21 protein-coding genes are annotated in these 26,913 nt (G+C 42.4%); 6 read left to right on the top strand and 15 right to left on the bottom strand.

The window, feature by feature from the left end:
- Positions 1–45 precede the first annotated feature (45 nt).
- The 7 genes from nhaD to B649_RS12410 form a co-directional block, all read right to left on the bottom strand.
- The gene (nhaD, locus tag B649_RS01535; protein WP_015652738.1) at positions 46–1,371 is read right to left on the bottom strand and encodes a sodium:proton antiporter NhaD; all 1,326 of its coding nucleotides are present in this window, start codon (positions 1,369–1,371) and stop codon (positions 46–48) included.
- 74 nt (positions 1,372–1,445) lie between these two features.
- Positions 1,446–3,041: a cation:proton antiporter gene (locus B649_RS01530; protein WP_015652737.1), complete on the bottom strand. Its 1,596-nt coding sequence runs from the start codon at positions 3,039–3,041 to the stop codon at positions 1,446–1,448.
- Positions 3,042–3,086: 45 nt separating this feature from the next.
- The gene (locus B649_RS01525) at positions 3,087–4,580 is read right to left on the bottom strand and encodes a SulP family inorganic anion transporter (protein ID WP_015652736.1); all 1,494 of its coding nucleotides are present in this window, start codon (positions 4,578–4,580) and stop codon (positions 3,087–3,089) included.
- A gap of 258 nt (positions 4,581–4,838) precedes the next feature.
- Positions 4,839–6,206 (bottom strand): sodium ion-translocating decarboxylase subunit beta, encoded by a 1,368-nt coding sequence (locus B649_RS01520; protein WP_015652735.1) that lies wholly within the window; start codon positions 6,204–6,206, stop codon positions 4,839–4,841.
- Positions 6,206–6,457 (bottom strand): OadG family transporter subunit, encoded by a 252-nt coding sequence (locus tag B649_RS01515; RefSeq protein WP_015652734.1) that lies wholly within the window; start codon positions 6,455–6,457, stop codon positions 6,206–6,208. The genes B649_RS01520 and B649_RS01515 overlap by 1 nt, the downstream gene beginning before the upstream one ends.
- 41 nt (positions 6,458–6,498) lie before the next feature.
- Positions 6,499–7,938, bottom strand: coding sequence for an L-aspartate oxidase (gene nadB / locus B649_RS01510; protein WP_015652733.1), 1,440 nt, complete (start codon positions 7,936–7,938; stop codon positions 6,499–6,501).
- The gene (locus B649_RS12410; protein ID WP_291750916.1) at positions 7,928–8,053 is read right to left on the bottom strand and encodes a lipoprotein; all 126 of its coding nucleotides are present in this window, start codon (positions 8,051–8,053) and stop codon (positions 7,928–7,930) included. Before B649_RS12410 ends, nadB begins: the two co-directional genes overlap by 11 nt.
- A gap of 116 nt (positions 8,054–8,169) precedes the next feature.
- Here B649_RS12410 and uvrC point away from each other — a divergent pair, with 116 nt between their 5' ends.
- The 5 genes from uvrC to B649_RS01485 all read left to right on the top strand — a co-directional run bounded on the left by uvrC (position 8,170) and on the right by B649_RS01485 (position 15,898).
- Positions 8,170–9,978, top strand: coding sequence for an excinuclease ABC subunit UvrC (gene uvrC, locus B649_RS01505; protein WP_015652732.1), 1,809 nt, complete (start codon positions 8,170–8,172; stop codon positions 9,976–9,978).
- Between the two features lie 70 nt (positions 9,979–10,048).
- On the top strand, positions 10,049–10,462 hold the full coding sequence (locus tag B649_RS01500; protein ID WP_015652731.1) for a PAS sensor domain-containing protein: 414 nt from the start codon (positions 10,049–10,051) through the stop codon (positions 10,460–10,462).
- Positions 10,463–10,472: 10 nt separating this feature from the next.
- Complete coding sequence (locus B649_RS01495; RefSeq protein ID WP_015652730.1) at positions 10,473–12,074, top strand: hypothetical protein; 1,602 nt, start codon at positions 10,473–10,475, stop codon at positions 12,072–12,074.
- Between the two features lie 16 nt (positions 12,075–12,090).
- Complete coding sequence (locus tag B649_RS01490; protein WP_015652729.1) at positions 12,091–15,501, top strand: ATP-binding protein; 3,411 nt, start codon at positions 12,091–12,093, stop codon at positions 15,499–15,501.
- A 19-nt stretch (positions 15,502–15,520) separates the two neighbouring features.
- Positions 15,521–15,898, top strand: coding sequence for a response regulator (locus B649_RS01485; RefSeq protein ID WP_015652728.1), 378 nt, complete (start codon positions 15,521–15,523; stop codon positions 15,896–15,898).
- 97 nt (positions 15,899–15,995) lie between these two features.
- On the opposite strand, the gene B649_RS01480 is transcribed toward B649_RS01485, so the two are convergent.
- From B649_RS01480 to B649_RS01455, 6 genes are read right to left on the bottom strand one after another with little or no spacing between them, the layout of a single operon-like run.
- Entirely contained in the window at positions 15,996–16,460 is a 465-nt protein-coding gene (locus B649_RS01480; RefSeq protein ID WP_015652727.1) for a hypothetical protein, read from the bottom strand.
- Complete coding sequence (locus B649_RS01475; RefSeq protein ID WP_015652726.1) at positions 16,447–17,388, bottom strand: prepilin-type N-terminal cleavage/methylation domain-containing protein; 942 nt, start codon at positions 17,386–17,388, stop codon at positions 16,447–16,449. The genes B649_RS01480 and B649_RS01475 overlap by 14 nt, the downstream gene beginning before the upstream one ends.
- Positions 17,389–18,084 (bottom strand): hypothetical protein, encoded by a 696-nt coding sequence (locus B649_RS01470; RefSeq protein WP_291750915.1) that lies wholly within the window; start codon positions 18,082–18,084, stop codon positions 17,389–17,391.
- On the bottom strand, positions 18,045–22,238 hold the full coding sequence (locus tag B649_RS01465) for a hypothetical protein (RefSeq protein ID WP_015652724.1): 4,194 nt from the start codon (positions 22,236–22,238) through the stop codon (positions 18,045–18,047). The genes B649_RS01470 and B649_RS01465 overlap by 40 nt, the downstream gene beginning before the upstream one ends.
- 1 nt (position 22,239) lies before the next feature.
- On the bottom strand, positions 22,240–22,653 hold the full coding sequence (locus B649_RS01460) for a HEPN domain-containing protein (protein WP_015652723.1): 414 nt from the start codon (positions 22,651–22,653) through the stop codon (positions 22,240–22,242).
- Positions 22,637–22,978 carry a nucleotidyltransferase domain-containing protein gene (locus B649_RS01455; protein ID WP_015652722.1) on the bottom strand — a complete coding sequence of 114 codons (342 nt, stop codon included), beginning with the start codon at positions 22,976–22,978 and terminating at the stop codon, positions 22,637–22,639. The genes B649_RS01460 and B649_RS01455 overlap by 17 nt, the downstream gene beginning before the upstream one ends.
- A gap of 289 nt (positions 22,979–23,267) precedes the next feature.
- Between B649_RS01455 and raiA the strand changes: the two genes are divergently transcribed.
- Positions 23,268–23,804 (top strand): ribosome-associated translation inhibitor RaiA, encoded by a 537-nt coding sequence (gene raiA / locus B649_RS01450; protein WP_015652721.1) that lies wholly within the window; start codon positions 23,268–23,270, stop codon positions 23,802–23,804.
- Positions 23,805–23,847: 43 nt separating this feature from the next.
- Here raiA and recG read toward each other — a convergent pair whose 3' ends face one another.
- Together recG and B649_RS01440 are read right to left on the bottom strand one after the other, a co-directional pair.
- The gene (recG, locus tag B649_RS01445) at positions 23,848–25,647 is read right to left on the bottom strand and encodes an ATP-dependent DNA helicase RecG (protein WP_041192368.1); all 1,800 of its coding nucleotides are present in this window, start codon (positions 25,645–25,647) and stop codon (positions 23,848–23,850) included.
- A complete protein-coding gene (locus tag B649_RS01440) occupies positions 25,628–26,869 on the bottom strand; it encodes a pitrilysin family protein (protein ID WP_015652719.1) in 1,242 nt (413 codons plus the stop codon). Before B649_RS01440 ends, recG begins: the two co-directional genes overlap by 20 nt.
- Between the last annotated feature and the right edge of the window lie 44 nt (positions 26,870–26,913).

The raw sequence follows: 26,913 nt of genomic DNA, 5'->3' as shown, positions 1-26,913 counted from the left end.
CAATTATGTACCCTTTGCGTTAATGAAAGGGTACCCTAATATAGATTAATAGAAGCCTAAAACACTAAACTGAACATACCACACTATCAGTGAGACGATATATCCAACCAGCACCGTCCATGCCAATTTCATATGGGAGGAAAAGGTATAAATACCGTGCATTTTCCCCATTACTCCCACACCTGCGGCACTTCCAAAACTGATCAACGAACCGCCGATTCCCGCTGTCATCGTCACCAACATCCATTGAGCATGATCGATAGAAGGATTGGCTTTTAAAACCGCTGACATTACCGGAACGTTATCAACGATGGCGGAGAGCAATCCCACACCGATGTTAACCATCGTCGGGTCGAAGGCTTCATACAGTTGAGCCGCATAAGTAAGAAACCCAATAAAATGGAGCGCTCCTACCGCCGCCAAAATTCCAAAGAAAAAGAGAAGTGTGTTGTTTTCCACTTTGCTCATCGCCTCGAAAATATTCACATCGACATTGTGCTTCGCTTTGAGAAAATACATATAAAGCTGCAAAATTGCCAAACCAAAAAGCATCCCCCACATCGGAGGTAGATGAAGAAGCTGTTTCCCTGCAACCGCAAGGGCAATCGTCAATGCACCGAATGCGATAATGACTTTCCCCCCTTTGAGAATTTCGATTTTTTCGGCCGCTTCGGGATCTCCGTCTTTATGTGGATCGAGATCGGGAACATATCGAACGAGCAATGCTGCGGTAATAAGCCAACCCATAAACGCCGCAGGAAAAAGATAAAGGAAATCGACAAAGGCTCCCTTCTCAGCTGCCCAAACCATGAGCGTCGTAATATCCCCAAACGGACTCCAAGCACCACCGGCATTGGCTGCGACAACCACATTGATGGCACTGGGAACCAAAAATTCTTTTGTTTTATTATCAATCGTCAACAAAACTGTTGAAAGAATAAGTGCCGTTGTAAGGTTATCAGCAACCGGTGAGATAAAAAATGCCAACGTACCCGTGATCCAAAAAAGCTCACGGTAACTGTACCCTTTTGCAATCAGTTTCGCACGTAAAGCACTAAAAACACCTCGCTCAACCAATGCCTCGATATAGGTCATCGCGACAAACAAGAAAAAGAAGATCTCAGCGATTTCCAAAATCAGATGATCGACTTCGTGCTCAAACGGAGTTAAATCCGCCCCGACGCTCACATAATAAAGTCCGATCAGAACAAACATCAACGTTCCGGTAAAGAGTGCCGGTTTGGCTTTATCGATATGGTATTTCTCTTCAGCAGCGATAAAATAATACCCTATGACAAAAATACTAAGAAGTAGCCATCCAAAAGGGTGAAATACTAAGTCTATAGGCTGTTCCGTGATAACGGTAGTCATAATTTTGTTCCTTTTGTATTGGTTGAAAATTAAAAATCGTAGTTTATCGTAAAAAAAAAGTCTTAACGCATTGATCAATCGATAATAAGCCGAGATACCTGCTGACTCATCACATCATTTTCAATGATAATATTGCTAATTCCTAGTTCGGCAATAATATTTTTTTCATGCTGTGTATGTACTTTGACAATAATTTTGGAGTTATCAACAAACTGCTCAATCGTTTGGCATACATGATAGAGTTTTGCCGGATTATCGATCGCGACAATAACGTATTTAGCCATATGAATATTGGCTTTTTTTAATACCTCTTTTTTAAGAGCATTACCGAAAATAGCAGGCTCTCCCATCTTTTGAATCTCGTGAAACGTGTTGATATTGTTTTCGATAGCGAGATAAAATTCACCTTTTTCTTTGAGTGCTGCGGCAACGTTGCGCCCAAACTCGCCGAATCCCAAAATAATCGTGTGATCTTTTAACTCATCCGAAAAGAGTTCATTTTCAATATTCTCATCCTCTTTTTTTATAAACAGATCGGTAAGAGGGGTGAGATGTTTCAAGATGAGCGGGGTAATAATCATCGATAAAACGATCGTTGCGATCAATACTTGGCTGTAGGGTTGTGCGATCAGATCGTTTGAGCGTGCCAACTCCAAAATTGCCAGTGAAAACTCACCGATTTGTATGAGACTAAAAGCCGTCTTGAGCGTGACTCTTTTGCTTTCATCGATCTTAACAAGAGCGAAAATAATGATAAATTTCAGGACCATAACACCCATCAATATCGCCAAGATGAGAGGGAGTTGAAAAATCAGCAAGAAAAAATCTATCTGCATCCCTACGGTGATAAAAAAGATACCGAGCAATAAATCCCTAAAAGGGATCAAGTCGGCTTCCGCCTGATGTTTGTATTTCGTTTCGGCGATCAGCATACCTGCGATAAAAGCACCCAAAGAATAGGAAAAACCCAAAACATGCGCTAAATACGATGCACCAATCGCCAAAAACAAAACACTTCCTACAAAGAGTTCATCCGAGTTTGTTTTAAGGATTTGGGTTAAAAAAGGCTCCAGTATATGCTTACCGAATATCCATAAAAATGCCAGTAATATCACCGCACTTAGTAGCATATCCTGCAATGCCAAAGAGATATTTGTGGAATTGCTGCTCATAAACCCGATAATAAGCAAAATAGGGATAACGGCGATATCCTGCATAATGAGAATCCCCAGCGATCTTTGCCCGTGTCGGCGGTTGATTTCACCACTTTCGTTTAAAAGTTTAAGGACAATAGCAGTTGAAGAGAGGGCAACAACAAGAGAGATAATAAAAGCAGAATTTTGCTCAATATGTAATCCGTAATAGGTAAGGAAAAAAACAAGAGAAGATGTGAGAAGTATTTGCAATGTTCCCGTGACAAATACTTCATACTTCATCCGCTTTAAATGAGCTACAGAAAATTCCAACCCGATAGTAAACATCAAAAACACAACCCCGAATTCGGCGATCTCTTTTAGATCATGATTACTGACCGCATCATGAAGATTAAAGATATACGCTATCGTCGTTCCCGTTATAATATAGCCGATAATGGTAGGCAGATGAATTTTACGAATAAAAATATTGATTAGGAGTGATAAGAGCAATGTTGTTACAATAATCGTTAACAAGCCAACCCCTCTCTTTTATTTTTCAGTTATTTTAACGTATTAGCATTAATGCCCGCCCATTACCTTTTCAATGTCAGAGGGTTTGTCGTGAATGCCGAAACGATCGATAATCGTTTGGGTCGCTTCATTGTGTCCGATCACTTCAACCTCTTTTCCCATATTACGCAGTTTTATCACTGCTTTATCGAGAGCATAAACGGCCGTAATGTCCCAAAAATGAGCACGTGTTACATCGATAATGACTCTATTGACATCCTCTTTATAATCGAACGCATCGGCAAAACGATCGGCGGAATTAAAGAAAATCTGCCCGATAAATTTATAGATACGGGTACTGCTCGTCTCTTCGAAGTATTTCTCCCAGTACATAAAATGGCTAATTTTATTGGCAAAAAACAGCGATGCCAGCAATACCCCTGTAAATACACCCAATGCCAGATTATGGGTTCCCACCACTACAAAGACGGTAGAGAGCATTACGATATTCGTTGAAAGCGGAAGTGTTTTTAGCCCTTTAATCGAGTCCCAGTTAAATGTCCCTATCGAGACCATAATCATCACGGCTACGAGTGCTGCCATCGGGATTATTTTAATCAAATCGGACATAAAGACGACCATAATGAGGAGCAATACCCCTGCGGTGAGGGTAGAGAGACGTCCCCGTCCCCCTGATTTGACATTGATAACCGATTGACCGATCATTGCACAGCCTGCCATCCCCCCCATACATCCGCTGGCGATATTGGCGATCCCCTGCCCTTTGGCTTCGCGGTTTTTATCACTGTCGGTATCGGTCATATCATCAATGATGGTTGCCGTCATAAACGACTCCAACAGCCCCACCGCAGCCAATGCCGCAGCGTAAGGGAAGATAATCGCCAACGTCTCAAAATTCATCGGAACATCGGGCCATAAAAAAATCGGCAATGTATCGGGGAGTGATCCCATATCGCCGACGGTACGGACATCAATCCCCATCGCAACCGTAACCGCAGTCAGCGTGATAATGGTGACTAACGGTGAGGGGATCAATTTTCCGATAGTAGGGATATAGGGGAAAAGATAGATAATCCCTAACCCCGCTGCTGTAAGGGCGTAAACGTGCCACGTCACATTCGTAAGCTCCGGCAGTTGAGCCATAAAAATCAAAATGGCCAATGCGTTTACAAATCCGATCACGACGGTTCGAGAAACGAAGCTCATAAGGACCCCGAGTTTCAAATACCCTGCAAGGATTTGTAATACACCCGTCAAAAGGGTCGCCGCCATCAGGTACTGCAAGCCGTGCTCTTTAACGAGTGTTACCATGAGCAGTGCCATTGCCCCTGTAGCCGCCGAAATCATCCCGGAGCGACCACCGACGAACGCGATCACCGCTGCGATACAAAATGAGGCATAAAGTCCCACTTTTGGATCAACTCCGGCTATAATCGAAAAGGCTATGGCTTCGGGAATGAGGGCAAGAGCGACAACAATACCGGCGAGGATATCGCCTCGGATATTGCCGCACCACTCTTGTCTTGGGGACATCAATAACATTGAAGCTCCTGTAATAATAGGGTTAACTGTGTTTATCTTTCTTCGCATAATCACGTAATGTGATGAAGAGACCCAAACAAAGAATTAGAGATTCATGAATATGAGGGGTAGATGAAGATTATAGACAGCAATGCGTAATTATGCCGAAAGAGTACTTTGACATGACTTTACAAAATCTTTCAAGAAGAGTGTTAAACGTCAGCTTTCTCCCGTATCCGAAAGATACGGGTAGCTTTAGAAGGTTATAAGGGACATCAACTATTTAAACAGTGCGATCATAACACCCGCAGCAACCGCAGAACCGATAACACCGGCAACATTCGGTCCCATTGCGTGCATCAGCAACATATTGCTAGGGTCGTCTTTCATCCCTTCTTTTTGAGAGACACGAGCCGCCATCGGAACCGCTGAAACCCCCGCAGAACCAATTAATGGATTAATTTTCTCTTCGCTGAATACGTTCATGAGTTTCGCCATCAAAACTCCAGCAGCCGTTCCGACGGAAAATGCCAAAAGACCAAGACCCAAAATAGCCAACGTATCGACAACCAAAAACTGCTCTGCCGCCAGTTTCGATCCTACGGCAAGACCTAAGAAAATGGTGACAATGTTGATCAATGCATGCTGCATCGTATCACTCAAACGATTGACAACGCCCGTCTCTTTAAAGAAGTTACCAAGTGCAAACGCACCGACCAACGGAGCCGCATCGGGAAGAATAAAAATAATCAGCATCAGTACAAGAATCGGGAAAAGGAGCTTTTCGAGTTTCGTAACGTGACGCAGTGTACGCATACGGATTTTTCGCTCTTCAGGAGTCGTCAATGCTCTCATAATAGGAGGTTGAATAATCGGAACCAATGCCATGTACGAATATGATGCAACGGCAATCGCACCTAAAAGCTCCGGAGCTAACGTCGAAGCGATAAAGATCGACGTCGGGCCGTCCGCTCCGCCGATGATACTGATAGCGGCAGATTGTTGCAACGTAAAATCAAAAATTGTTGTATATTGGCTGAGGGCATACGCACCGACGAGGGTTCCAAAAATACCGAACTGTGCCGCACCGCCCAAAAGAGCAAGTCTCGGGTTGGCGAGGAGCGGTCCGAAATCGGTCATTGCCCCTACCCCCATAAAAATCAGGAGAGGAAAAAGACCGTTGGCAATCCCCATATGATAGATGATACCGAGCAAGCCATCCGGCCCCGCCATGTTTGCGATTGGGACGTTGGCAAGTAACCCGCCGAATGCGATGGGTAGAAGCAATAACGGTTCAAATCCTTTGGCAATCGCCAGATAAAAGAGGACGAAAGTGACCAAAAACATAATCAGCCGTCCCCACGTTTGGTGGAAATCCGACATCGGTTCGCCATGAGAAGTCAAAACCCCTTTTTGAGGCTCTACAAGAGCACTGATTCCTGTCGTGTGATAGAAGTTAATCATCATTTCATTGAAACTCATCGGTTGATAGTTCTCTTCACGATAAGTTGATTTTTTAGGTGCCTCAGTTTCAGATGCGACCGTTGTTGCAGTTTCCACCGTAGTATCAGTTGCCGTAGGCTCTGAGGCCATGCTCGACAAAGAGAGACTTAATATCATTGCAAGAGAAAAGAATAATTTTTTCATTAAATTTTCCCCTCTCGTTCTAATTGATGATGATGCTGTAATGCACCTAAAATAGCAGCAATTTTTGCATTCTCATTATTTTTTTGGACCGGAGCTTTTGGTGCAGATGTGTGTGAATGTACTTTCGGTGCTTCCGGGAAATAACGAAGAAGCAGTTTTGACATCAGTTTAGTCATGTAAATCATAATAATAAGGAAGAGGTAAACCGTCCCCATCCCCAAAAACATGATTTTTATACTTTCGAAAAACATTAAAACTCCTTATATTTATATGGTGAATTATAACTAACGTTTTATTTTATAATATAGTGAACTCCGATCGATTCCGTTCTCTTCTGAGCACTCTCCACGATAGCTCTAGCCGTCAAAAGACGAAGTTTCAACAGCTTCCCGATTGGCTCACGCAACAGCGCTTCAATCTTCTCTTGTGCTTCTTGAAGCCCTTGCGGTGTCCGAACGATCGAAGCCTTCTCCCACATAATATGTCGAAGCTGATCTTTTTTCTCTTTATCCCCCGCCATTTCCAGCGGTTCGTCTCCAATGTCAAACGTTTTACTGCAATGTGAAAATGAATGGGAAAGGATTGAAAGGGCGACTTTTTGAGCGTATACCAGCCCTTCTAAAAGCGAATTGCTCGCCAAACGGTTTGCACCGTGGACTCCGGTCGAAGCGGCTTCACCCACAGCATAAAGCCCTTTGATCCCCGGCACATTCCCCTCTAAATCGGTTTTTATTCCCCCGATCGCGTAATGAAATGCCGGAGAGATAGGAACACGCTCTTTAGGCAAATGAAATCCCATATCGTTCAGTGATTTGTAAATGTTGGGAAACCGCTCTTTGAAATATTCGCTTTCAAAATCTTCGCACGAGAGATAAACCTGTTTCCCGCTCCGCTTTTTGTAATCGAAAATAGCGCGGCTGACAATATCGCGAGGAGCCAGTTCCCCGCGCGGGTCGTACTCGAACAAAAAGCGGTATCCGTTGTCATCTACGACATGAGCACCTTCCCCTCGGAGTGCTTCGGAGAGGAGCTGTTTACGTGCCCAATCATTCGCCACAAAAACCGTCGGATGAAACTGCATCATCTCCATCGATTCGAGTTCAATCTTCTTTTCGATACAAATTCCGTGAATGTCCCCACTGATGCTCGAAGCATTCGTATGGTATTCGTACAGCGATCCTACCCCGCCGCTGGCGATAATAACATTATCGGCCAAGATAATTTTTCGCTTCCCCTCAATCAGAACTTCCACTCCGCAGCATTGGGCGTTCTCAATCAACAAATCGATTACGGTAGCCTCGCTAAGCATCGGATGGGGGTTTTGATTCAACAAGAAAAAGTGTAAATATCTCCCCGTCGCATCCCCTCCGGCATGGAGAATCCGACTGCGCGAATGGGCCGCTTCTTTGGTGTACAGGAGATTTCCTTCTTCGTCTTTGTCAAACGAGAAACCCCGATCAATGAGATCATGAATAACGCTCTGAGAATTTTCACTCAGTATTCGAACTGCCTCTGCATCACACATCCCCGCACCCGCGTCCAGCGTATCTTGGATATGCAGCGCAATATCAGCATTATCGTACGCCGTGGTAACTCCCCCTTGGGCATAATAGGTGTTGCATTCCCACGGATACGATTTGTTGATCACCAAAACATTCAGCGTTTTTGGCAGACCTATCGCCGCGTATAAACCTGCAATTCCGGAACCGATAATGACTACATCATAACGCAACGGACGATTCCTTTGCCGGAGCCGGTTTTTCGTAATACGGGGGAGCTTTATAGCCGCATCCGCTCAAAAATAGTATGATGGCGACAATGACGCCCACTGCAAATATTTTTGACATCGTTCCCTCTTTTTTTAACTAAATGTTACACATTAAAATGAGCAAAGCCCATTGTCAGTTCTTTAATGACGGATGGTATAATAGCTTCAATAAATTATTGATTAAAGAGTTCAGCGATGGTCAATCAGATTCGCTCTTTGCCTCAGGTTGCAGGGATTTATCAGTATCTTGATGAAAAAGGTCGAATCCTCTACATCGGAAAAGCCAAAAACCTCTCCAAACGGGTCAAAAGCTATTTTAATCTTACCCCTGAACTTTCACCCAAAACATCGCTCTCCTTGCGTATCCAAAAAATGCTCTCTGAAACCGTGGGGCTTCACTATATTATCGTTGAAAACGAACACGACGCTCTGATTTTGGAAAACTCGCTTATTAAACAGCTCAAACCCAAATACAATATCCTCTTGCGTGATGACAAAACCTATCCCTATTTGTATGTCGATATGGAAGAACCCTACCCAAGATTCGAGCTTACCCGCAAAATTATCAAGGGCAAAGGGGTCCGCTACTTCGGCCCTTTTTCCATCGGGGCACGCGATATTCTCGACTCTTTGTACGAGTTGCTTAAACTGGTACAGAAAAAAAGCTGTTTGAGAGGAAAAAAAGGGTGCCTCTTTTACCAGATGGAGCAATGCCTCGCTCCCTGCGAATTTCCAGTACCGCGTGAGAGCTATCTTCCGATGGTACAGCAGGGGATCGAATGGATTCAAAACAAACGGCGTCTCATCAAGCAGCTCGAAGCGAAAATGGAGTTTTATTCCGAATCGCTCCGCTTTGAAGAAGCCCTGATACTAAGAGACCGGATTGAGCGGATTTCCAAAAGCGAAATCACCTCCCAAATAGATCTGGCCTCGACCGAAAACTACGACGTATTCGCCATAGCCGTGAACGAAACACGCGGCTGTATTCTCCGTCTTTTCATCCGTGAGGGGAAAGTGGCTTCCAGCACTCACGATTTCATCCCGGTTACCCCCTATTTCTCGCTGGATGAGGCGTACGAGCGGACACTGGTGGGGTTCTATGGCAGTGAAAAGCCCCCTATCATTGCCCCTATCCTGACAGCCCACCCGTTTGAATCGAGAGACTGGGTTCATGAACATCTAAGTGAACTTTTCGGTAAAAAAGCTCACTTAGAAACGCCTCAGCGAGGCGGGAAAAAAGAGCTGATCGATCTCGCCATTACCAATGCCCATGAGCTTCTGCGGACACCGCAACCCACTAATGAGGTACTCTTATCTCAGATTCAAGAACTCTTTGGGCTCGACACCCTCCCCAATCGGATCGAAATATTTGATAACTCTCACCATGGAGGCGATGCCATAGTAGGAGCAATGGTCGTTTACGATAATGGCCATTTTGATAAAAAAGGGTACCGTACCTATCACTTACAAAGCCGCGATGAATACGGACAAATGTCCGAAATGCTCCGTCGCCGAATCGAAGGGTTCGAATCCAATCCTCCACCGGATTTATGGGTTTTGGATGGCGGTTCTACTCTACGGACTTTAGCGGTTGATCTACTGAATTCTCATGGTATTCATCTCGATGTCATCGCTATCAGCAAAGAGAAAATTGACGCAAAAGCCCATCGCTCTAAAGGGGCCGCTCATGATATCCTTCACACGGAGCATCAAATCTTACGGCTGGAGAGTTCTGATAAACGGCTTCAGTTTATCCAAATGCTTCGAGATGAAGCTCACCGCAGTGCTATTACCTTTCATAAAAAGGTTAAACTAAAACGTGACCAGCACTCTAAATTACTACTGGTTCATGGAATATCACAACCAAAAATTCATAAATTAATCGAGTATTTTGGAACGTATGAAGCCATCGCAAAAAGCGATTTTGAGACACTTTGTGACCTAATCGGGGAAAAAGATGCAAAAAATATCCAAAATTGTTACACAGAGAAGATCTCTAAGTAATCTTTTATGGAGTTTATGCCATATTCCAAGGATTATGTTTTCAGCAGTTTTTTAGCTAAGGGGTCAAATGATGGGAAAACCTATTCCAATCGATGAAGAGTATCTTTTTGACGGGCGCGCTATTGTTAGCGAAACAGACTTGCATGGTGTGATCACTTTTGCAAACCGAAAATTTTGTGAAATCTCCGGCTACAGCGTCGATGAGCTCATTGCTCAACCGCATAACATCATCCGTCATCCGGATATGCCCAAAGCGGCGTTTGCACTCATGTGGAAAACAGTTCAATCCGGTACACTTTGGCACGGATTGGTCAAGAACCTCCGCAAAGACGGCCGCTATTATTGGGTTGATACCGAAGTAACCCCAACCTATGATGAGAACGGGAAGCTCAAAGGGTATATGGCAGCACGAAAACCGGCATCTCGTAAAAATATTGAAGAGACGGCAGCGTTGTACCGAAAAATGATCGAACAAGAACAATAAGGGGAAATGAGTGCTATTTTATAATCACAAACACGAATTTATAGGAATCGATGAAGATGGGCTCAAGCTTTTAAATTATGCAACCCTCGACGATCTGTTAGAAGTATGTGAAGATGTTGCCGATCTTTTTGCAAAAGAGCCGGGGTATATCCACAACTTCAAAAGCTTTGGCTGGATCGATTTTCTTCTCCATGCCGATTCGGATGCCAGATCAGCTATCGTTCACGCACATGGGAAAACATTTTCATGTACATTGAGTGTCCATAACTTTTTCCTGTGTGCAGAACCCGGGCAAAATGGCTATATGATTGATATGACCCATATTCAGTCCATTAGCGGCGATGAGATCAAACCCCATACCATCACCCCTAAAGCTCAGCCTGAATTCAAGCCTGCCCCTGTCGAAACACCCGCACCTTTTGCTCCAAGCACCGATATTCTACCCGATTATGGGCATATCACCCCTACAACACTTACTGAACCCGGTACCTTGGATATTCCTGCAGCCATCGATGATTTAGAACCGCTTGGTGAGCCTGCAGAGGATTTGTATGCCAAACTTTCCCTCCCGCTGAATGAAGAAGAACTGCACGAAGATCTTCCAACAGCAGCGCCTGTCGTTGAAGAACGTGTAGAGCGTCCGATGCTCGGTGATGTTTATTACAGCAATGCAGAACAAGGGTTTTTGGAAACGCTTAAAGTCGATAAATCATACCGCTTTGACCCAAATGTTGCAGCCCATGAGCTTGGCCTTCCGGTCGATTTGATCCAAGAATTTATCGGTGATTTTATTCAACAATCTTACGAGTTTAAAGCCGAACTTTTTGAAGCGGTCCACAAAGGGGATAGCAATAATATCAAGATTCTTTCCCATAAGCTCAAAGGGGTTGCAGCCAATCTTCGTATCGAAGATGCTTTTGAAACCCTCAGCATTATCAATACCACGAATGACCCGATCGAAATCGAAGCAAATCTCAAATATTTCTACACGATTATTTCAAAACTTGAGGGGAAAGAGCCGCCCAAAGAGGCTGAAAACGTCCCTTTCTTTAAACCGGAGAGAGCAGAGGCACCTACATCTGACATGAAGGTATCCGTTTCTGCCGATGCAGTGGAAGAAGATGATATCTATAGTTTCATGCTTAAAGACGATGCCCCTGCTCCCATCGAAAAGACAAAGGAAGTAATTGCCGATTCTACCGATGATGAGAGTTTCTTTAAACCCCTTAGCAATGAACCTTTCGAAGATGCATTAAGCACAAACCTTGATGATTCGGATGAAACAACTACTGTCACTGAATTTCCGACTCCGCCTTTGCATTATGATAAAGTATTCATTTCAGGGCAGCTGGGCATTGAGCATGACTTCTTTGATGAGCTGATTGATGAGTACAAGCATGATGCCCTCACATCAGGAAAAGCAATTACCGCAGCAATTGGGGCATTTGATACCCATGCTTGGAAAAAAACTGCTTCTCAACTCAAGGGGATAAGCGATAATTTACGTTTAAGCGAAATTTCCGATGAGTTGGCGATCTTGTCTCAAACCAATGATGCTCAAGAAGCCAATAAAGCTTCCAAACGACTCAATAGCTTTATCGAACAACTATAAATTTATAGGAGAACCAATGCAATTAGGACTTAGAAATCGACTTCGCCTTATCAGTCTCTTGCCAATTCTGATACTTTTCACCCTTGCGAGCTACTATGTTTATAACGCGTATGTCAGCTATAAAGGGGCCGGACAGCTCCAAGTGAGACTTGAGGGTAATAAACAACTCAATGATCTTATCAACAACCTCTCGCGTGAACGTGGTATGACGGTTATGTATATGGGTAACGCTTCAGCTGCCACCCTCAAATCGCTCCACGCGCAACGTACCATTGTTGATCAAAAAGTAAGCGATTACCAAAAACATCTTGCTACGCTTGCTCGCACCAATGTACAAGAAGCTGCCAAGGCCAATGATCTGTCGAAACTCATCATCACGCTTCATAAAGAGATTGTGCAATCTCGACCAATTGTTGATAGCGGCACCGCTGATTTTAATAAAATTTTTACCGATCTTTACGGCAACTCGGAAGAGAAGCTAATTAATGAACTCGCAGACCTTGCAACGCTCCATTTTGATGAAGAGGTCAACTCCCTCTCTTCAAGCTATCTCTCGCTGGTACGCGCAAACGAATACAGCAGTATCGAACGTGACTATATCACCTACGTTCTCTCTCGTGCAACGCCGCTTGCCGAAGATGAGCTAAATAAATGGATTTCTCTGATCGCCAAAGCCGATACTTTTAATCTAGAAGGTATCAGCAATAAAGCGATTCAAACCACTTTGAAAGAATCTCTGTTTAACGAAGACAACACCGAGCTTTACCTTGATATTACGACTGAGCGAACCGGTATTTTGCAAGCGGCTACTACCGGTGTTTATGAAACACAATCGGGTATCTGGTTTGCAATGATTTCAGAAAAAATCGACGCGATCAATGAAGCTGAACAAGTTTTGATCGAAGCTATGGACCAACGTGCACTCGTCGTTCAAGAGCAAGCGGTTCAAATTCTGGTTATTGCAATCGGTGTTTGGATTTTAGGGGTATTGGTAGCCATTCTAGGCTATCTCTTCTCTGCTGAGATCACTACCAACATTAAAAACCTCGAATCGGTTTTGAAACGGGTTGCGGAAGACACCCATGACAATGAGGCAGAAGCACTCAGTCATTCGATTAATCTTGATACGACTGCCGGAACGGCGCAGGCGTACGCCCTTTTGGAACGTATCATTGAACAAACGCTCAATGACAAACAATATGCGATGGAAGCATCCGAAGCCAAATCAATGTTCTTGGCGAATATGTCCCATGAAATCCGTACTCCACTTAACGGTATCGTCGGATTTACCGAACTTCTCAAAGATACGGAACTCCATGATGAACAGCGCGAATTTATCGACATCATCGAAAAAAGTTCTGAAAATCTTCTCGAAATTATCAATAACATCCTTGACCTCTCGAAAATTGAGAGTAATAAACTTGAAATCGAAGAGATCGTCTTTAATCCGATGGACGAGTTCGAGAGTGCCGTTGAAGTATACGGTGTTCGTGCTTCTGAAAAACATATCGACCTTGCTTGTTATGTTGATCCAAGCCTTGAGCGTCCGCTCAAAGGGGATCCGACTAAAATCAAAGAGGTTATTATCAACCTCCTCAGCAATGCCGTCAAATTTACCAATAGCGGTGGGGCGATCAGTGTCGATATCCGCCGCGTAGAGTGTGAAACCCTTAACCGTGCACGTATCCGTTTCGAAGTCAAAGATAACGGGATTGGGGTTACCAGTGAACAACGTTCACGCATTTTCGAAGCGTTTTCTCAAGCAGATACATCCATTACCCGTAAATACGGCGGGACCGGTCTTGGTCTTACCATCTCGAGCCGCTTCGTTGAGCTTATGGGATCACAACTCGATCTTGAGAGTGAACCGGGCAATGGAACAACCTTCTTCTTTACCTTAGAGTTTGAAGAGATTGAAACCCTTAATGAACCGCTTAAAGGATCATTTTCCAATATCAATGCGGTCATCTTGGAGAACCACAGCAAGAAAAAACTCCAAAATACTTACCTCAAAGAATATTTGGACTACTTCGGTGTCAGCTATACCACTTTCCATGAATTGGATGAACTTAAAATGTTGGAGCGTCAGGTCAATTATGACCTCCTCTTTATTGACAACGATTACACCAGTGACGATGACATCCTCTCCTATTCATCGGCGCAAGAGCAATTAGTACTTATTACCAAATCGTACTACATGAAAAAAATCGATTCTATGGGAATCGAAATTTTCAAAGTATTGTACGAACCGCTTAACAGTTCTAAAATCCGTTCTACACTTGATGCATATGATGCTGAAGCATTTAGTAATCGCAAACAAAAAGCAACACGTCGTAAAAAATTCGATGAGAAAAACTCTCGATTTGCAGCAACTGCACTCGTTGCAGAAGACAATATTATTAACCAAAAACTGATTCGACGTACCCTGGAAGACCTTGGGCTGGAGATCACCATTGCCAGCAATGGTCTTGAAGCGTTTGAAAAACGTAAAAACGGTAACTTTGATGTTATCTTTATGGACATTCAAATGCCGGTACTTGACGGTATTGAAGCGACTCAAGAGATCTTGGATTTTGAAGAAGATTACGCTCAACATCATATCCCGATCATTGCTCTTACCGCCAATGCGCTCAAAGGGGACCGAGAACGTTTCTTGGCTGCTGGTATGGATGAGTATACGACCAAACCACTTGTCCGTTCTGAAATTATTTCATTGCTCAATAATTTCTTGTCCCATAAAATTATTGATATTAAAGCCATTCCGAAATCGATTCATGATATCGCAACAAACACAGAAGATTCAAATACTCCTGAAATCGAGACAGAACCAACAATCGATACTGCTGTAGAAGATTCATTTGTATCACTTGATGAACCTTTCACGTTAAACGCGGAAGAAAGTTTTGAACCATTGGATGAAATTGAAGCACCGAGTATTTTAGAGGAGTTAGTCGAAAATCCTGTTGTTCCAGAAGAATCAATACCGGAAGAAGATGAGGAAATCGTACTCACACCTGCGGAAGAAGAACCTCTTTTGGTTATTTCAGATGTTGTGCAAGAAGAACACAAATCTGCATATGCTGCAGATATATTGATTGCGAAACAAAACAGCCTTGAGATGAAGCTCTTTTGTCGTATCCTAAACGATTTAGGATATACCTATAAAAGTATCGGCAGTTCCGAAGAATTGATGCATGAGCTTCATGAACACCGCTATAAACTTGCATTATTTGACAAAACATTAAGCGGCCTGAATCTCAAGGATCTGTATGATATAATTCGTGTCAATAATAGTGATACGTCTCTGGTCATGCTTATCGATCCGAATATTCCGGAAAATGGAGATGATGCTATGTATGTTCATGAAATCATCAAAAATATCATTAACAAAGACTTGTTACGTCTTGTTTTTGAAAAATTTATCTGAAAGATTGGGGAAACTCTAAATGGGCGAGAAAAAACTGAAAGTACTTGCAGTTGATGATGATTTGATCAATCTCAAATTGCTCAAAACCATGCTAATGAAAACCCCTAATGTCTCTCAAGTTGTCGAAGCCAAAAATGGGGCAGATGCAATCGGGGTTCTTAAAACACAAGACGATATTGATATTATCTTGCTTGATATTATTATGCCTGTGATGGGGGGTATTGAAATGCTCAAAGTTATTCGAGCCGATGAATCTCTCCGTCAACTTCCCGTCATCGTTTTAACAACCGATGAAACAAAAAAAGGCGAAGCATTAGAGTGTGGAGCTAACGGTTTTCTTATGAAACCGGTCCGCGAAAAAGATGTCCTCGCTAAGATTGCTCAACTCGCACTCTAAGATCCTGAACCAAGTTCAGGATGACACAGGTGAATCGAAAAATGTCATTCCGAACTCGATTCGGAATCTAACTTTCAACTTATAGCCATTTTCTTTCTTACAGCTTTTGCCACGAACGTTTATGGATACGGATTGGCTCCGTACTTAAATTACGATCCGTCACCGTTACATCCAGCAGCATCATCGTATCTTTTCCTGTATTGTGCGCCAAAATATTGGAACACGACGTATTTTGATTCAGATAACGAAATGAGTAGGAATATGAAATAGAAATATCAAACATTTCATTCCCTGCCGCTTGCCCGTTAGCGTTATACACGGTAATATTCAGATTATCAAGACAATCCGTATTCCCATTGGTATTGAACCCTTGGGCTCGCATTACACCAAATTCGGTTGCACTGTCAGCTAAAAGTTCCGCCTGAGCACGCAGATAATTATCACCTACGGATTTTGAACCCATAGAAGCATTACTGAGCAATAATACTCCACCTAAGGCAACAAGAACAACGACAAATATCGCTAAAATCATTGCGAATGCAGATCGTTTAATACCGTACATGCACTCTCCTTTCGCGGCAGATTCCTTGGCTTTCAGTATCACTGGTACTGAGATTAGTATCGAGACCTCTCATACACACCTTAAGGCGCCAGACGAGACCTCGATCACTTACACTCGGATTGTTCATAAAATCGGTAGCGTTGTAATCGGCATAAAAATGGGCAACATTTTGTCCTAAAAGATTAATCTTTCCCGAAGCGGAAAAATGTTCATCCACCCATGGTCGGAAATTACTGTACATCCAAAAACTGCCATTGTCATCAACCCGAAAAGCATAACCGGTTCGAAGCAGATATTTACGATGCCCATGCGTAGCATTGTTATCATTGTTAAGTCGTAATAAACCATTGGCCATCGGGTTTGGATTTACACCATCGAGTTTATGAAATCCTACTTTTCCTTCTGCTGCAAAATTAAATCGTACACAAGCATTCGAATCTATACTCTCTGAATCATATAACGCTGAACCTCTTAACGTCGATGTTCCCAAGAGACTGATTATATTATTTGCCATCGTATAATTCGCATCCGAGCCATTAATGTCATTTGACCCGGCAACCAATTGTACCTCTTCGCTCCAACCGGGACGATTACCGGAAATACCACGCATACTATCAACATCTACTCCGATAAAAGCAACGGTAAAATCAGACGCACTCGCTGTTGGAGGGCCATAACATGCGACTGTGCTTGGATCAATATCTAAATTAACAATCGAACTGCTGATTGCATTTTCAAAATATTTGGAAAGCTGCTCGAGAATTTGATCCGCTTCCGCTACTCTTTTAGTATACTCTTGGGTACGATAAATACCTTCATAATATTGACGAACCGCTTCGAGTGCAAATCCTCCGACAATACCAAGTATGACAATAACAAAAAGGAGCTCTATCATCGTAAAGGCTTTACGTACTCTCTGAGTGATCATCTAATTGCCTTTATTTGATTTGAAAAATGTCAGAACGACATCGGTATCCAATGTCGCATCATTAAAACGGATGACCACACGTTTGAGATGACTTGTTGTTCCGGTCACATTGGTATTTATACTGTTGGACGAACCCAAAAGCCATACAGCAGATTGAGTATTGGAAGTGACTTGCGTCACCGATGAGGGAACATAGTCTACTTCATACGTCGCTGTCACATTATAGGGTGTTCCGCCTGTAGGGGTAATCGTAATCGATTCGCTTCCACCATTGAGTTGTTCAATCCCCAATGACAAATTACCATCCGTACTTGGAGTCGGTATACTGGTAGTCCACGCATTCATATTGCATTGCATTGACGATACATTCTCATCCGATCCGATCCGATACCCGCCTGTTCTCGAACAGTTCAAATCGGATGTCGCTGAAAGGTTGAGCGCTCCAGAACCTGAAGCACTGTAGTTTCCATCCCAACGGGCTTGAAATTTATCCATAGCCCACCCCTGCAAGCGTGCCATAACATCCTCATCGATAGCAACCACTTTGGATGCATTGTTAGCTACGCTCATCATTGTCGGGATCGTAATCACACTGATGGCAATAATAACGATGGCAAAGATCAATTCGATCATCGCCATACCGCGACGAGCGAACATCATCGGATCGCCGGAGCGTAATCGCTGGTGCTTTTCCACGTTCCCCCTCCGCTATCGGATTTTTTGCTCGCTTTAGTTCCTTCATTAGTCGATTTCGCGCTGCCGGTTGCTCCAATCGATGGAACAATAGTGATATTGAAACACGGATGATTAATACAATCATCGGAGTTTACTGTCCCATCAACAGTTCCATTCACATTCATACCCGGATCCGCATACCCTAGGGCATTTATACCGTACCATAACCATGGATCAGTATTGATATGGGCTTTGTATCCACCCAATGCCATTCCATCACTATCCGTATAGTCTTCCGTGCCATCATTGCCAACATTACTACTCATCGGAGGGGCCAAAGCAGCTGAACCGATATACGTTACATTCGCATCACCATCATAGGTGGTTGAGAGATCACTGTGTTGTGTATTGGTATACCAAGCACTTTCATTCTTACTTGCTGGTAAAGTTCCATTGATACTTGGAGCATTGTATACTTCATAGTACGCATTTGCTGTAAATGGTGTAGCTCCTCCAAAAACACGTATATCACGAGGGATGACGCGGCCGTACACATAATAAGCATTATTGTTAGTACTCATCGTTCGATTTCCATCGACTGAATCCGTATCGGTTGCATTAATTTCATTAATAACGATATTAAATGGATTGACCAATAATATTTGATTACGGTCAAAATTAATCCGATAATCAAACTGGCCAGTCCCATTGGTATCATTGTTATCAAACTGCGTATTCAAAAACGGTATTGAATACTGCATTGTCCCATTAAATACGATTGAGCCGTTATGATCAGGGGCATAGTGATACCAAATAACTTTACTCAATGCTCCTGATGGTGTAACAGCAATAGCATTCGCCAAAGAGAGGGTCAAGTTCCCACTTTTTGCATAGCACGACGCGTTATAGTTGGTTGTAATATTATTATCTGCGGCTAATGCGGATATATTCATATCTAATACTGCCGATATATTGCGGCTATCATTTGAATCGTACTGCTCAAAATTAGATAAATAGGTAAACCCATTCGAACCATTTGTTAAATTTCCATCGAGTGCAAAATGATCAGGAACTACTTTAATCTGCACTTGATACGGAGTAATCAGCCGATCTACTTCAAGTGTATCACCACTATCAGAATCAACAAGAGCATATTCTGAACCGTTAATTTCATGCATAGTGACATTAAAATCACCCACATTGCTTAATGTATAATTATCTGTCACATTCCCATCAATAAAGTCAATACTTGGACTAAAACTGATATTCATATCTTGACAATTCTTTGTACTGTCACTGATATTGACATCGACTACAAACGACGTGTGCTCCGTTTCGTTATAATCGACTGTTCCCGTTCCGCCGAACTGATCGGCACGGAATGTGATAGAAGTAGGTTGCATTGCCGTAAATTGTTGATTTGCAGTGATTGTATTATTAAAAGCATTTGGACGGATGGCAAAATTATCACGTGAACAAGTTTCCGTGTCGCCTATTGCATCCAATATACATGCCAAACAACCATATGAATGATTATATTTACTAGGGATAATATATCCTTTTGACCCTCCACTTTGATAAGCATTTGAATCACAAGCACTATCTCCTACCGTTTGATTCAAACACATTGTAGCAATTGATGGATATTTTGCTCTCAAATCAGCCGCAAGATTATCTTCAGATGCTGAGCCTAAAGAATTCAAACACTGAGGCAATCCATTAAAGTTTGCTGCATCATTGCTATTATTAAAACAAGGAGCTGTATTATCCAATCCTTGCATAATACTAGACCAGTCTGCATATTTTGCTAAAATTTTTGAATCTTTACTTGCTATAGCTTTCATAACAAAAGTATTTGTACTTGCATTGTTCTCATTTGGTGAGATATAAGCTACAACCGGTTGTCCAGCTAGATTTCCAGTTGTGGGTTCAGCAAGTGCAAGTTCAGGAGCGCTCGTACTACAAGGAGAATCCGTACGATATAACATGACCCTCAAAGGCTGATTTGAAGATGCTATAAATGGTATATAATTTTTGATTGCTAATGTAGCCGGGTTTAGATAAACGACTTTTAATTGCACAGAGTCCTTTTTAGCTATCTTTGTTTTGATAACCGGAGCTGTTGAATATGTGACTAGTTTATCAGGGTCAACAACATCTACAGTACCCGTTGGTGTAGGTGCACGATACCCCCAAAAACTGTTTTTAGAACCATCGCAAGAAGATATTACGACAGGATTATTAGTATAATCAAGCCCTAAAACACTATTTATATATCCTGCCTGATATACGTTACTATAATTATTGTCTATAGCTTTAACTATAGCACTATACTCAAATACTGCATACGTAGGACTACCTGATGATATCGTATTAAATTGTCCGCCAGAAGTAGCAGTCGCACCAACTCCTAAATTTATTTTTGCTAATGTAGTCGTGCTATTGTATTCGTATAAATCATTTCCACTGCTGTCACTTGCTGTTGTTCTAGTATAAGAAGGAGGCATCAGTGTCTCATAGGCAGGATTGCTATTATTATAATTTGCCGAATTTACCGAATAAGGAAAAGAGCTATCAAATTGATGTCGGATTTGAACACCAGTTGCTGCCTCAGTCCCTTGATTTTTAATATAAACTCGTACCGTTAAATTATCATCTTCATTAACCTGAGTACCTATTCCACTAATATTTGTATTACCTTTAAAAATATTTTCAATATAACAAATTTGAGGCTGATAAATATCTGTTGAAAAAGCAAATACACCGGGGTAATAGGTATCACTATCACTTGATGCGCCTTTGAGTTTAATAGTTGTTGTTGTCTGTCCAGTTCCTATAATAGATGGAGATCCATTAGTTCCAATATCAAAAGTATGAATATCAATACCAATTGTATTTTGGCAACTCGGATTACGTGTTGTTATATTGCTACCACTACTATTCGTTTCACTTGAATTAAAAACATTACTACCTAATGAAATATCAGTACCAACATTATTTGTTAAAGTAGTACTATCATTCAATGAAATATCACCTTCTCCCCCAAAGATTAAAAATTTGGAATTAACCGGCGTAGTGTTTGGGGTTAAGAAACCAGTAAGTGTAATTGGAACCGGAGTATTTCCAGTTACCTCTTTATAACCGTCATAGACACTGATATTCTTCAGAGTATCTGTCGAATCTTCATACACTATTACCAATGACCATGCTCCAAAACCATTCCTCATTTCTTTTGCAAGAATATTCGCCGCCCAAAAAGTTCCTGAAAAACCGCTTGATACAATCGTGGTGCTAGGAACTTTATCAATACTTTGCTTGACCAAGCTCGTCACATCATCTATCCCTTGATAGCTCCTATCTTGAGAACGGATAGACCAGTTAAATTTACGATTTAGAGATGTGATTGATTGATATGACGTAAATCCTTCAGGCTTAAATAAAATTGTATTTCCAGAACTAAATGCTTCACCGCTATCAACACGCCCTTGCCAATAGAGTCCTGCATATTTTATTTTTGTACTATCCACACCTGCTGGAAGTTTCAAATTTGCCGAAGTAGAATTCCATGTTGTTGCATTAGTATCTTTATCCGCCCAAACAGGATCAAGGTCATTATTATTTGTTGTAGTATTTGGACAAGTCCCTCCATTCTCAAGCATTACTGAATTCCCAATAATTTGCATGTTTCCGTTTATATTATAGGTAGTTAGTAATTCGAAATCACGAAAATTATCTATAGTGTTTAATGCCCCTGTCTCCAAACTAACATCATCAATAGTCACATATTCACTAGAACTACTTGAATTAGATTTAACTGTCACATTTAATTCACCACTTGTATTGAGATACCCATTAAAAGTTACCGTTTCATCTAAATTTGAACTTGTGACTTGCACGCCATTAATAGTAATAATATAAGATTCACCTGAATCATAACCTGTTTGGTCAAGTGTCAGAGTCAATTTAATAGGTTCATTTGCATATGCTGAATGTACAAAGATTTTAGATGCCGTTACTTGACTTGCAATTTTATACTTTGAACTCACAACAGAACCATTACTCCAGTTTTCACTTCCAGCACTGAAATCATCTGTATCCAATACTGCAGCCCATATGTTAATTGAGATTAATGTTAATATCACAACTATACGTAAAAAAAGTTGACTCATTTTCATCTCATCCTCCTTGGGATTGATTATTTTGCTCAAAATCCAACGAAAGCACAACTAAAATTTTTTCGACAATTGCTATCGCTTTTTTTGATTCTTTTAATGTCGGTTGACCACCGGGTAATAATCCAAAACTTGCAGGATAACGAGACTCTATATAAACACTGTCTATATAAAGCAAATCATCCAAATCAACAGGATGATCGATCGAATCAGCGATCAATTCATACAGTTTTTTGCTATTATGGATACGTGGTACATCGGCTCCGCTCTCTTCTATGATCCCCTTAAAAAGCTTTTCAATGCATTGTTGAGCATGAAACAATACAATATTTGTCAAATACTCATCCCCATCGAGCTTTTTAAGGGCATAATAGTCCTTTTTGGCAAATTCGATCCATTCGTTATGCAACGTTCTCAAGCATAACCCCCTTATGGTTGATTTCGCGGATGAATGAACTGTTTTTTAATTGTAAATCCTCCCATTCTTGTTTCGTATAAGCTAAAACGTCGACCGCCTGTTCAAGTTGATCCAATTTTCTCATAATTTTCATTTTGATCTCTATCCGTTCTGAAAAACTCTTATATCCTTCTTCATTCGCTATGAATACCAAATCAATATCACTATCAGTTCTCGGAATTCCGTAAGCATACGATCCAAAAAGAATAATCTTATACGGCTGAAGTACTTTCAGAGAATCCACTATCTGCTGTTGAATCTCTTGTGACAACGGTATAACACTCATCTCATCCTCCTTGGGATTTTTAAGGCACACACAATCAGGGCTCGGTAGCATTCATCACTGAGACCCGTTTTTCCTAATTGGTTACTATCGACCATTGTCCCTCTTTTCTGAAACATAAATACGAGGAGACGCCATACTTTGATTGTAGTGCTATGTAGATTAAATGAGGATTAAAATGTGTTAATAATTATTTTGCCCAATCGATTTTGTTTTATCTAAAAGACTTGACGTTTGTTTTTTGTGTGTTATAATCGAAGTTCCTCTATATCACTACAAGGTGGGTAAAATTATGAATATCTCTCTCGTCGGACGCCACATCGAGCTCAGCGATGCAATAAAAGATCATCTGATGCACTCTATCGATACACTTAGTAAATATCATCTCGACCTTATCAGTGTCAATGCGGTCGCAAGCGCCAATGAGCGTAAAAAAGGGGTAACGATCGAATTCACGATCAATGTTGCCGGAAAAAATACTATTGTGATCAGCCAACGCGACGATGACCTCTACGCCGCCATCGATATCGCAATCGACCGTGCCCAAAAAGCGCTCCGCCGTTTGCATGATCGAATATCAGATCATAAAAATGAGGGGATGAACGAAGCCAAACAAGCAGCAGCCGCAAAAGTAGACTTGCATGAAGCGAGTGAATCGATGGAAGACGAAATCGTTCCTGCCGAACCGGTACTCTTTAAACCCCAAGAGGTTGCCGAAGTGTTAGAAAAACTTAAAGAGAGCGCAAAAGTATTTGATGTATTTTATGATAACGACGGGAAAATGCGGGTGCTGTATAAACGTGCTGATGGACGGTTTGGGCTGTATTAAGTCCTCGTCATCCTGAACTTGATTCAGGATCTAAGATTGCGGATCACGTCCGCAATGACGGAGAATCTAACCACTCCTTCACTTCTTTTACAATTTTTTCATCTTCACCGATATCCGCCCATCGAAATTTTTTACCGCTTTGGATACTCCCCTCTAACAAATCCCCGCTTGAGCGAAATTTTAGATCCAGTGCGGCAATCTCAAAACCGCTGTTGCACGTGCTAAACGACTCCAAGCGTTCATTTTTGCCGCTTTTGTTTGTATAGAGATAACAATACCCCTGCAATCCGGTACGGCTCACACGGCCTCGAAGCTGATGGAGGGTCGAGAGTCCCAATCTCTCTGCTCCGACAATGACGACGCTGGAGAGGCGCGGAAGCGAAATCCCCACTTCCACCACAGTCGTTGCGAGAAGGATATGCCCGTTTTCGCGAAACGCCATTAATACCGCCTCTTTCTCTTTATCTTTTCCGTGAGTGACGTAGACATTCTCAAAATTCTTCTCCCAATATCCCCGTGCTTCTTCGATACTTTGATAATTGATACTCTCGCTCTGCTCCACCAGCGGATAGACGATAAGGACTTGATGGTTTTGGGCTATTTCGGAGCGAATATGCTCCAGCAGAGCGGGAAAATCGCTTTTGCCGATAATACGGGTGGCAATATTTTTCGTAAACGGGGTTTGGACAATCAAACTCACATCGATGTGAGCCGAATCAATCATTGCCTGTGTGCGGGGAATCGGGGTAGCAGAGAATTGAAGATAGTGCGGTGAGGTGTCATTATCAGTGAGCTTGGTCAGGGCATGGCGCTGAGCCGTACCGAAACGGTGCTGTTCGTCCACCATTACAAGCCCTGCCTCAGGGAGGCTACGATGAAGAAGTGCGTGGGTGCCGATAATGAAATCGTAATCCTCTAACGACCCTTTTTTCGTTGCATTGGTTACCAATGCTATTCGCAAATCAGGGAGAAACTTTTGCGCCTCTTCATAAAGCTGTGCTGCGAGGATCGTTGTCGGTGCCATCAAAATAGAGCGATACGGATGCATCAAAACAACCGAAGCCAATATCACCATCGTTTTCCCCGAACCAACATCCCCGACGATCATCCGACGCGCGGCATTTTCTCCGGTAAGATCTTTTTCTATAGCACTTATCGCTTTTTTTTGATCCTCTGTCAGTTCAAACGGGAGGGTTTTCATCCATCTTTTCACATTACCTGAAGCACGAAATGAGGTTTTATGATAACGGCGCTTGAGACGGAGACGACGCATATACTCAAAGAGTTCGCCAAATTTAAGGGCATGAAGCTGTGATTCACTCAGAGGCTTCGGTTGATCAGGAAAATGAACGCAATAGAGTGTTCGTGCTATAAGATCAGGGAGCCCATCGTTTATCAGCTGCAGAACCGTGACATACTTTTCAACCAGTCGTCTCATTACATCTATTCGAAGAGTTGTTTTATAGATGGGAACGAGAGAACCGACAGCGCTGATTTTTACCGGATGGACAATCGTCCATTTTCCTAGTTCCCACTGCGCTTTTCCGCTGAAAAAAGCTCTCTCACCTCTGACGAACTGATGGATCATATAGGGTTTTGGATGAAAAATCACCCCTTCGATCACACACTCAAGGTTATGGGCAAAAAACGTAATTTTGAGGGTTTTTGGAGTGCGGACGACATGCTCCACCATTGCATCGATGACACAGGAGGAATTATGAAAAAGCTCCGTGCTGAGACGACGATCTTCGAATGAGGTGGGGGCGATAAGGGAAAGAGCGGTGATACTGCTCACCCCTAAGCGGTGAAACTTGTCACCCTCCTCACTTGGTAACGATAGCATAGCTAAGATCGCGAATTTCACCGTGGCGTTTGATAAAATCGTTCACGTCATCAAGAGTGAGTGCACGGATCATTTCCAACTCCTGGACACTTGATCCAAGCGGTTTTCCACTGTAATATTCGCCAAATGTTCTGCCCAACCGCTGTGAGAGAGTTTCAACACGAAGAGGCTCTGAACCGAGTAAAAATTTGCGGGCTTGATCCAGCTCGCTCTGGGTCACTCCGTAGCGAACAAAAGTATCGATTACTTCGACCACCGTTTTTTTCGCTTCACCTTGTGATTCTAATTTTGTTTGAAGATAACCGCTGAAATAGGTATGGGTTTTCGCTACAGATAGACGTGAGTACGCTGAATAAGCAAGCCCCCTCTTTACCCGAATCTCTTCCATCAACCTACTCCCAAATCCGCTGCTCCCTAGGATAAACATGGCGACACGAGCTTTGTAAAACTCGCTATCACCCTCCCTCATCGCAAAAGGAGAAGCAAAATAGAGATATGCCTGCTCCGTTTGAGGGCGGTTTAAGATCGATTCTTTAGGAGCTTTTCGAGGATCGTAATGACGTTCATTCCCTGCTTTCCCTGCATCTAAAACACTTAGTAGCGATTGAACTTTGGCTTTTGCATCAGCCATGGAAATATCGCCACCCATCACAATAAGGGCATTTGAAAGAACCATCTGATCTCGTTTGAATTTTTCAACGTCACTCAGCTTGATCGCTTTAATACTCTCTTTGGTTCCAATGTTAGGCACCGCCATAGGAGTTCCCTCAAACAGAACTGCTTTAAGCTCATCCGATGCGACCGTATCGAAATCAGCCTCTTTACGAGCAATATCGCTGAGCGCCATCGTTTTTACTTTTTCGAGCGATTTGGCGGTGAAGTTCGGTTCACGCAATTGTTCATTTAGTAGCGAGAGTCCTGTATCGAACTCCTCTTTTAAACTGCCAAGTTCAATGACAAAAGTCTCATTTCCCGCATTAGCGCTGAGTTGAATAGCTCTCGCATCCAGTGCGTCGGCAAAACCCACTGAACCTTTTTTCAATGACCCTTCATTCAACATTTTGCCGCTTATGCGTGCCAATCCGTAATGTTTTCCTTCATCGATACTGCCGCTATGGGTAAAAACAATCTGCATCGAAACGATCGGAAGACGCTTGTCCTCTTCAAAAATAAAAGGTATCTTTACCCCGTGAACTTCAATAAAATCCAATGTGCTTGCCATAAGTGCTTGCCCTAATAGTAAAATCGCTATAAAAAACTTACTCA

This window comes from Candidatus Sulfuricurvum sp. RIFRC-1 (genome assembly GCF_000310245.1).
Classification (GTDB): Bacteria; Campylobacterota; Campylobacteria; order Campylobacterales; family Sulfurimonadaceae; genus Sulfuricurvum.
This window is presented reverse-complemented; position numbering and strand designations above follow the sequence as displayed.

Excerpts from the sequence above, each read along its gene's own strand:
- nhaD (WP_015652738.1), bottom strand. The coding sequence starts at position 1,371 with ATGACTACCGTTATCACGGAACAGCCTATAGACTTAGTATTTCACCCT.
- B649_RS01525 (WP_015652736.1), bottom strand. The coding sequence starts at position 4,580 with ATGTTATTGATGTCCCCAAGACAAGAGTGGTGCGGCAATATCCGAGGC.
- B649_RS01520 (WP_015652735.1), bottom strand. The coding sequence starts at position 6,206 with ATGAAAAAATTATTCTTTTCTCTTGCAATGATATTAAGTCTCTCTTTG.
- B649_RS01515 (WP_015652734.1), bottom strand. The coding sequence starts at position 6,457 with ATGTTTTTCGAAAGTATAAAAATCATGTTTTTGGGGATGGGGACGGTT.
- B649_RS12410 (WP_291750916.1), bottom strand. The coding sequence starts at position 8,053 with ATGTCAAAAATATTTGCAGTGGGCGTCATTGTCGCCATCATACTATTT.
- uvrC (WP_015652732.1), top strand. The coding sequence starts at position 8,170 with ATGGTCAATCAGATTCGCTCTTTGCCTCAGGTTGCAGGGATTTATCAG.
- B649_RS01500 (WP_015652731.1), top strand. The coding sequence starts at position 10,049 with ATGGGAAAACCTATTCCAATCGATGAAGAGTATCTTTTTGACGGGCGC.
- B649_RS01490 (WP_015652729.1), top strand. The coding sequence starts at position 12,091 with ATGCAATTAGGACTTAGAAATCGACTTCGCCTTATCAGTCTCTTGCCA.
- B649_RS01485 (WP_015652728.1), top strand. The coding sequence starts at position 15,521 with ATGGGCGAGAAAAAACTGAAAGTACTTGCAGTTGATGATGATTTGATC.
- B649_RS01480 (WP_015652727.1), bottom strand. The coding sequence starts at position 16,460 with ATGTACGGTATTAAACGATCTGCATTCGCAATGATTTTAGCGATATTT.
- B649_RS01475 (WP_015652726.1), bottom strand. The coding sequence starts at position 17,388 with ATGATCACTCAGAGAGTACGTAAAGCCTTTACGATGATAGAGCTCCTT.
- B649_RS01465 (WP_015652724.1), bottom strand. The coding sequence starts at position 22,238 with ATGAAAATGAGTCAACTTTTTTTACGTATAGTTGTGATATTAACATTA.
- B649_RS01455 (WP_015652722.1), bottom strand. The coding sequence starts at position 22,978 with ATGAGTGTTATACCGTTGTCACAAGAGATTCAACAGCAGATAGTGGAT.
- raiA (WP_015652721.1), top strand. The coding sequence starts at position 23,268 with ATGAATATCTCTCTCGTCGGACGCCACATCGAGCTCAGCGATGCAATA.
- recG (WP_041192368.1), bottom strand. The coding sequence starts at position 25,647 with ATGCTATCGTTACCAAGTGAGGAGGGTGACAAGTTTCACCGCTTAGGG.
- B649_RS01440 (WP_015652719.1), bottom strand. The coding sequence starts at position 26,869 with ATGGCAAGCACATTGGATTTTATTGAAGTTCACGGGGTAAAGATACCT.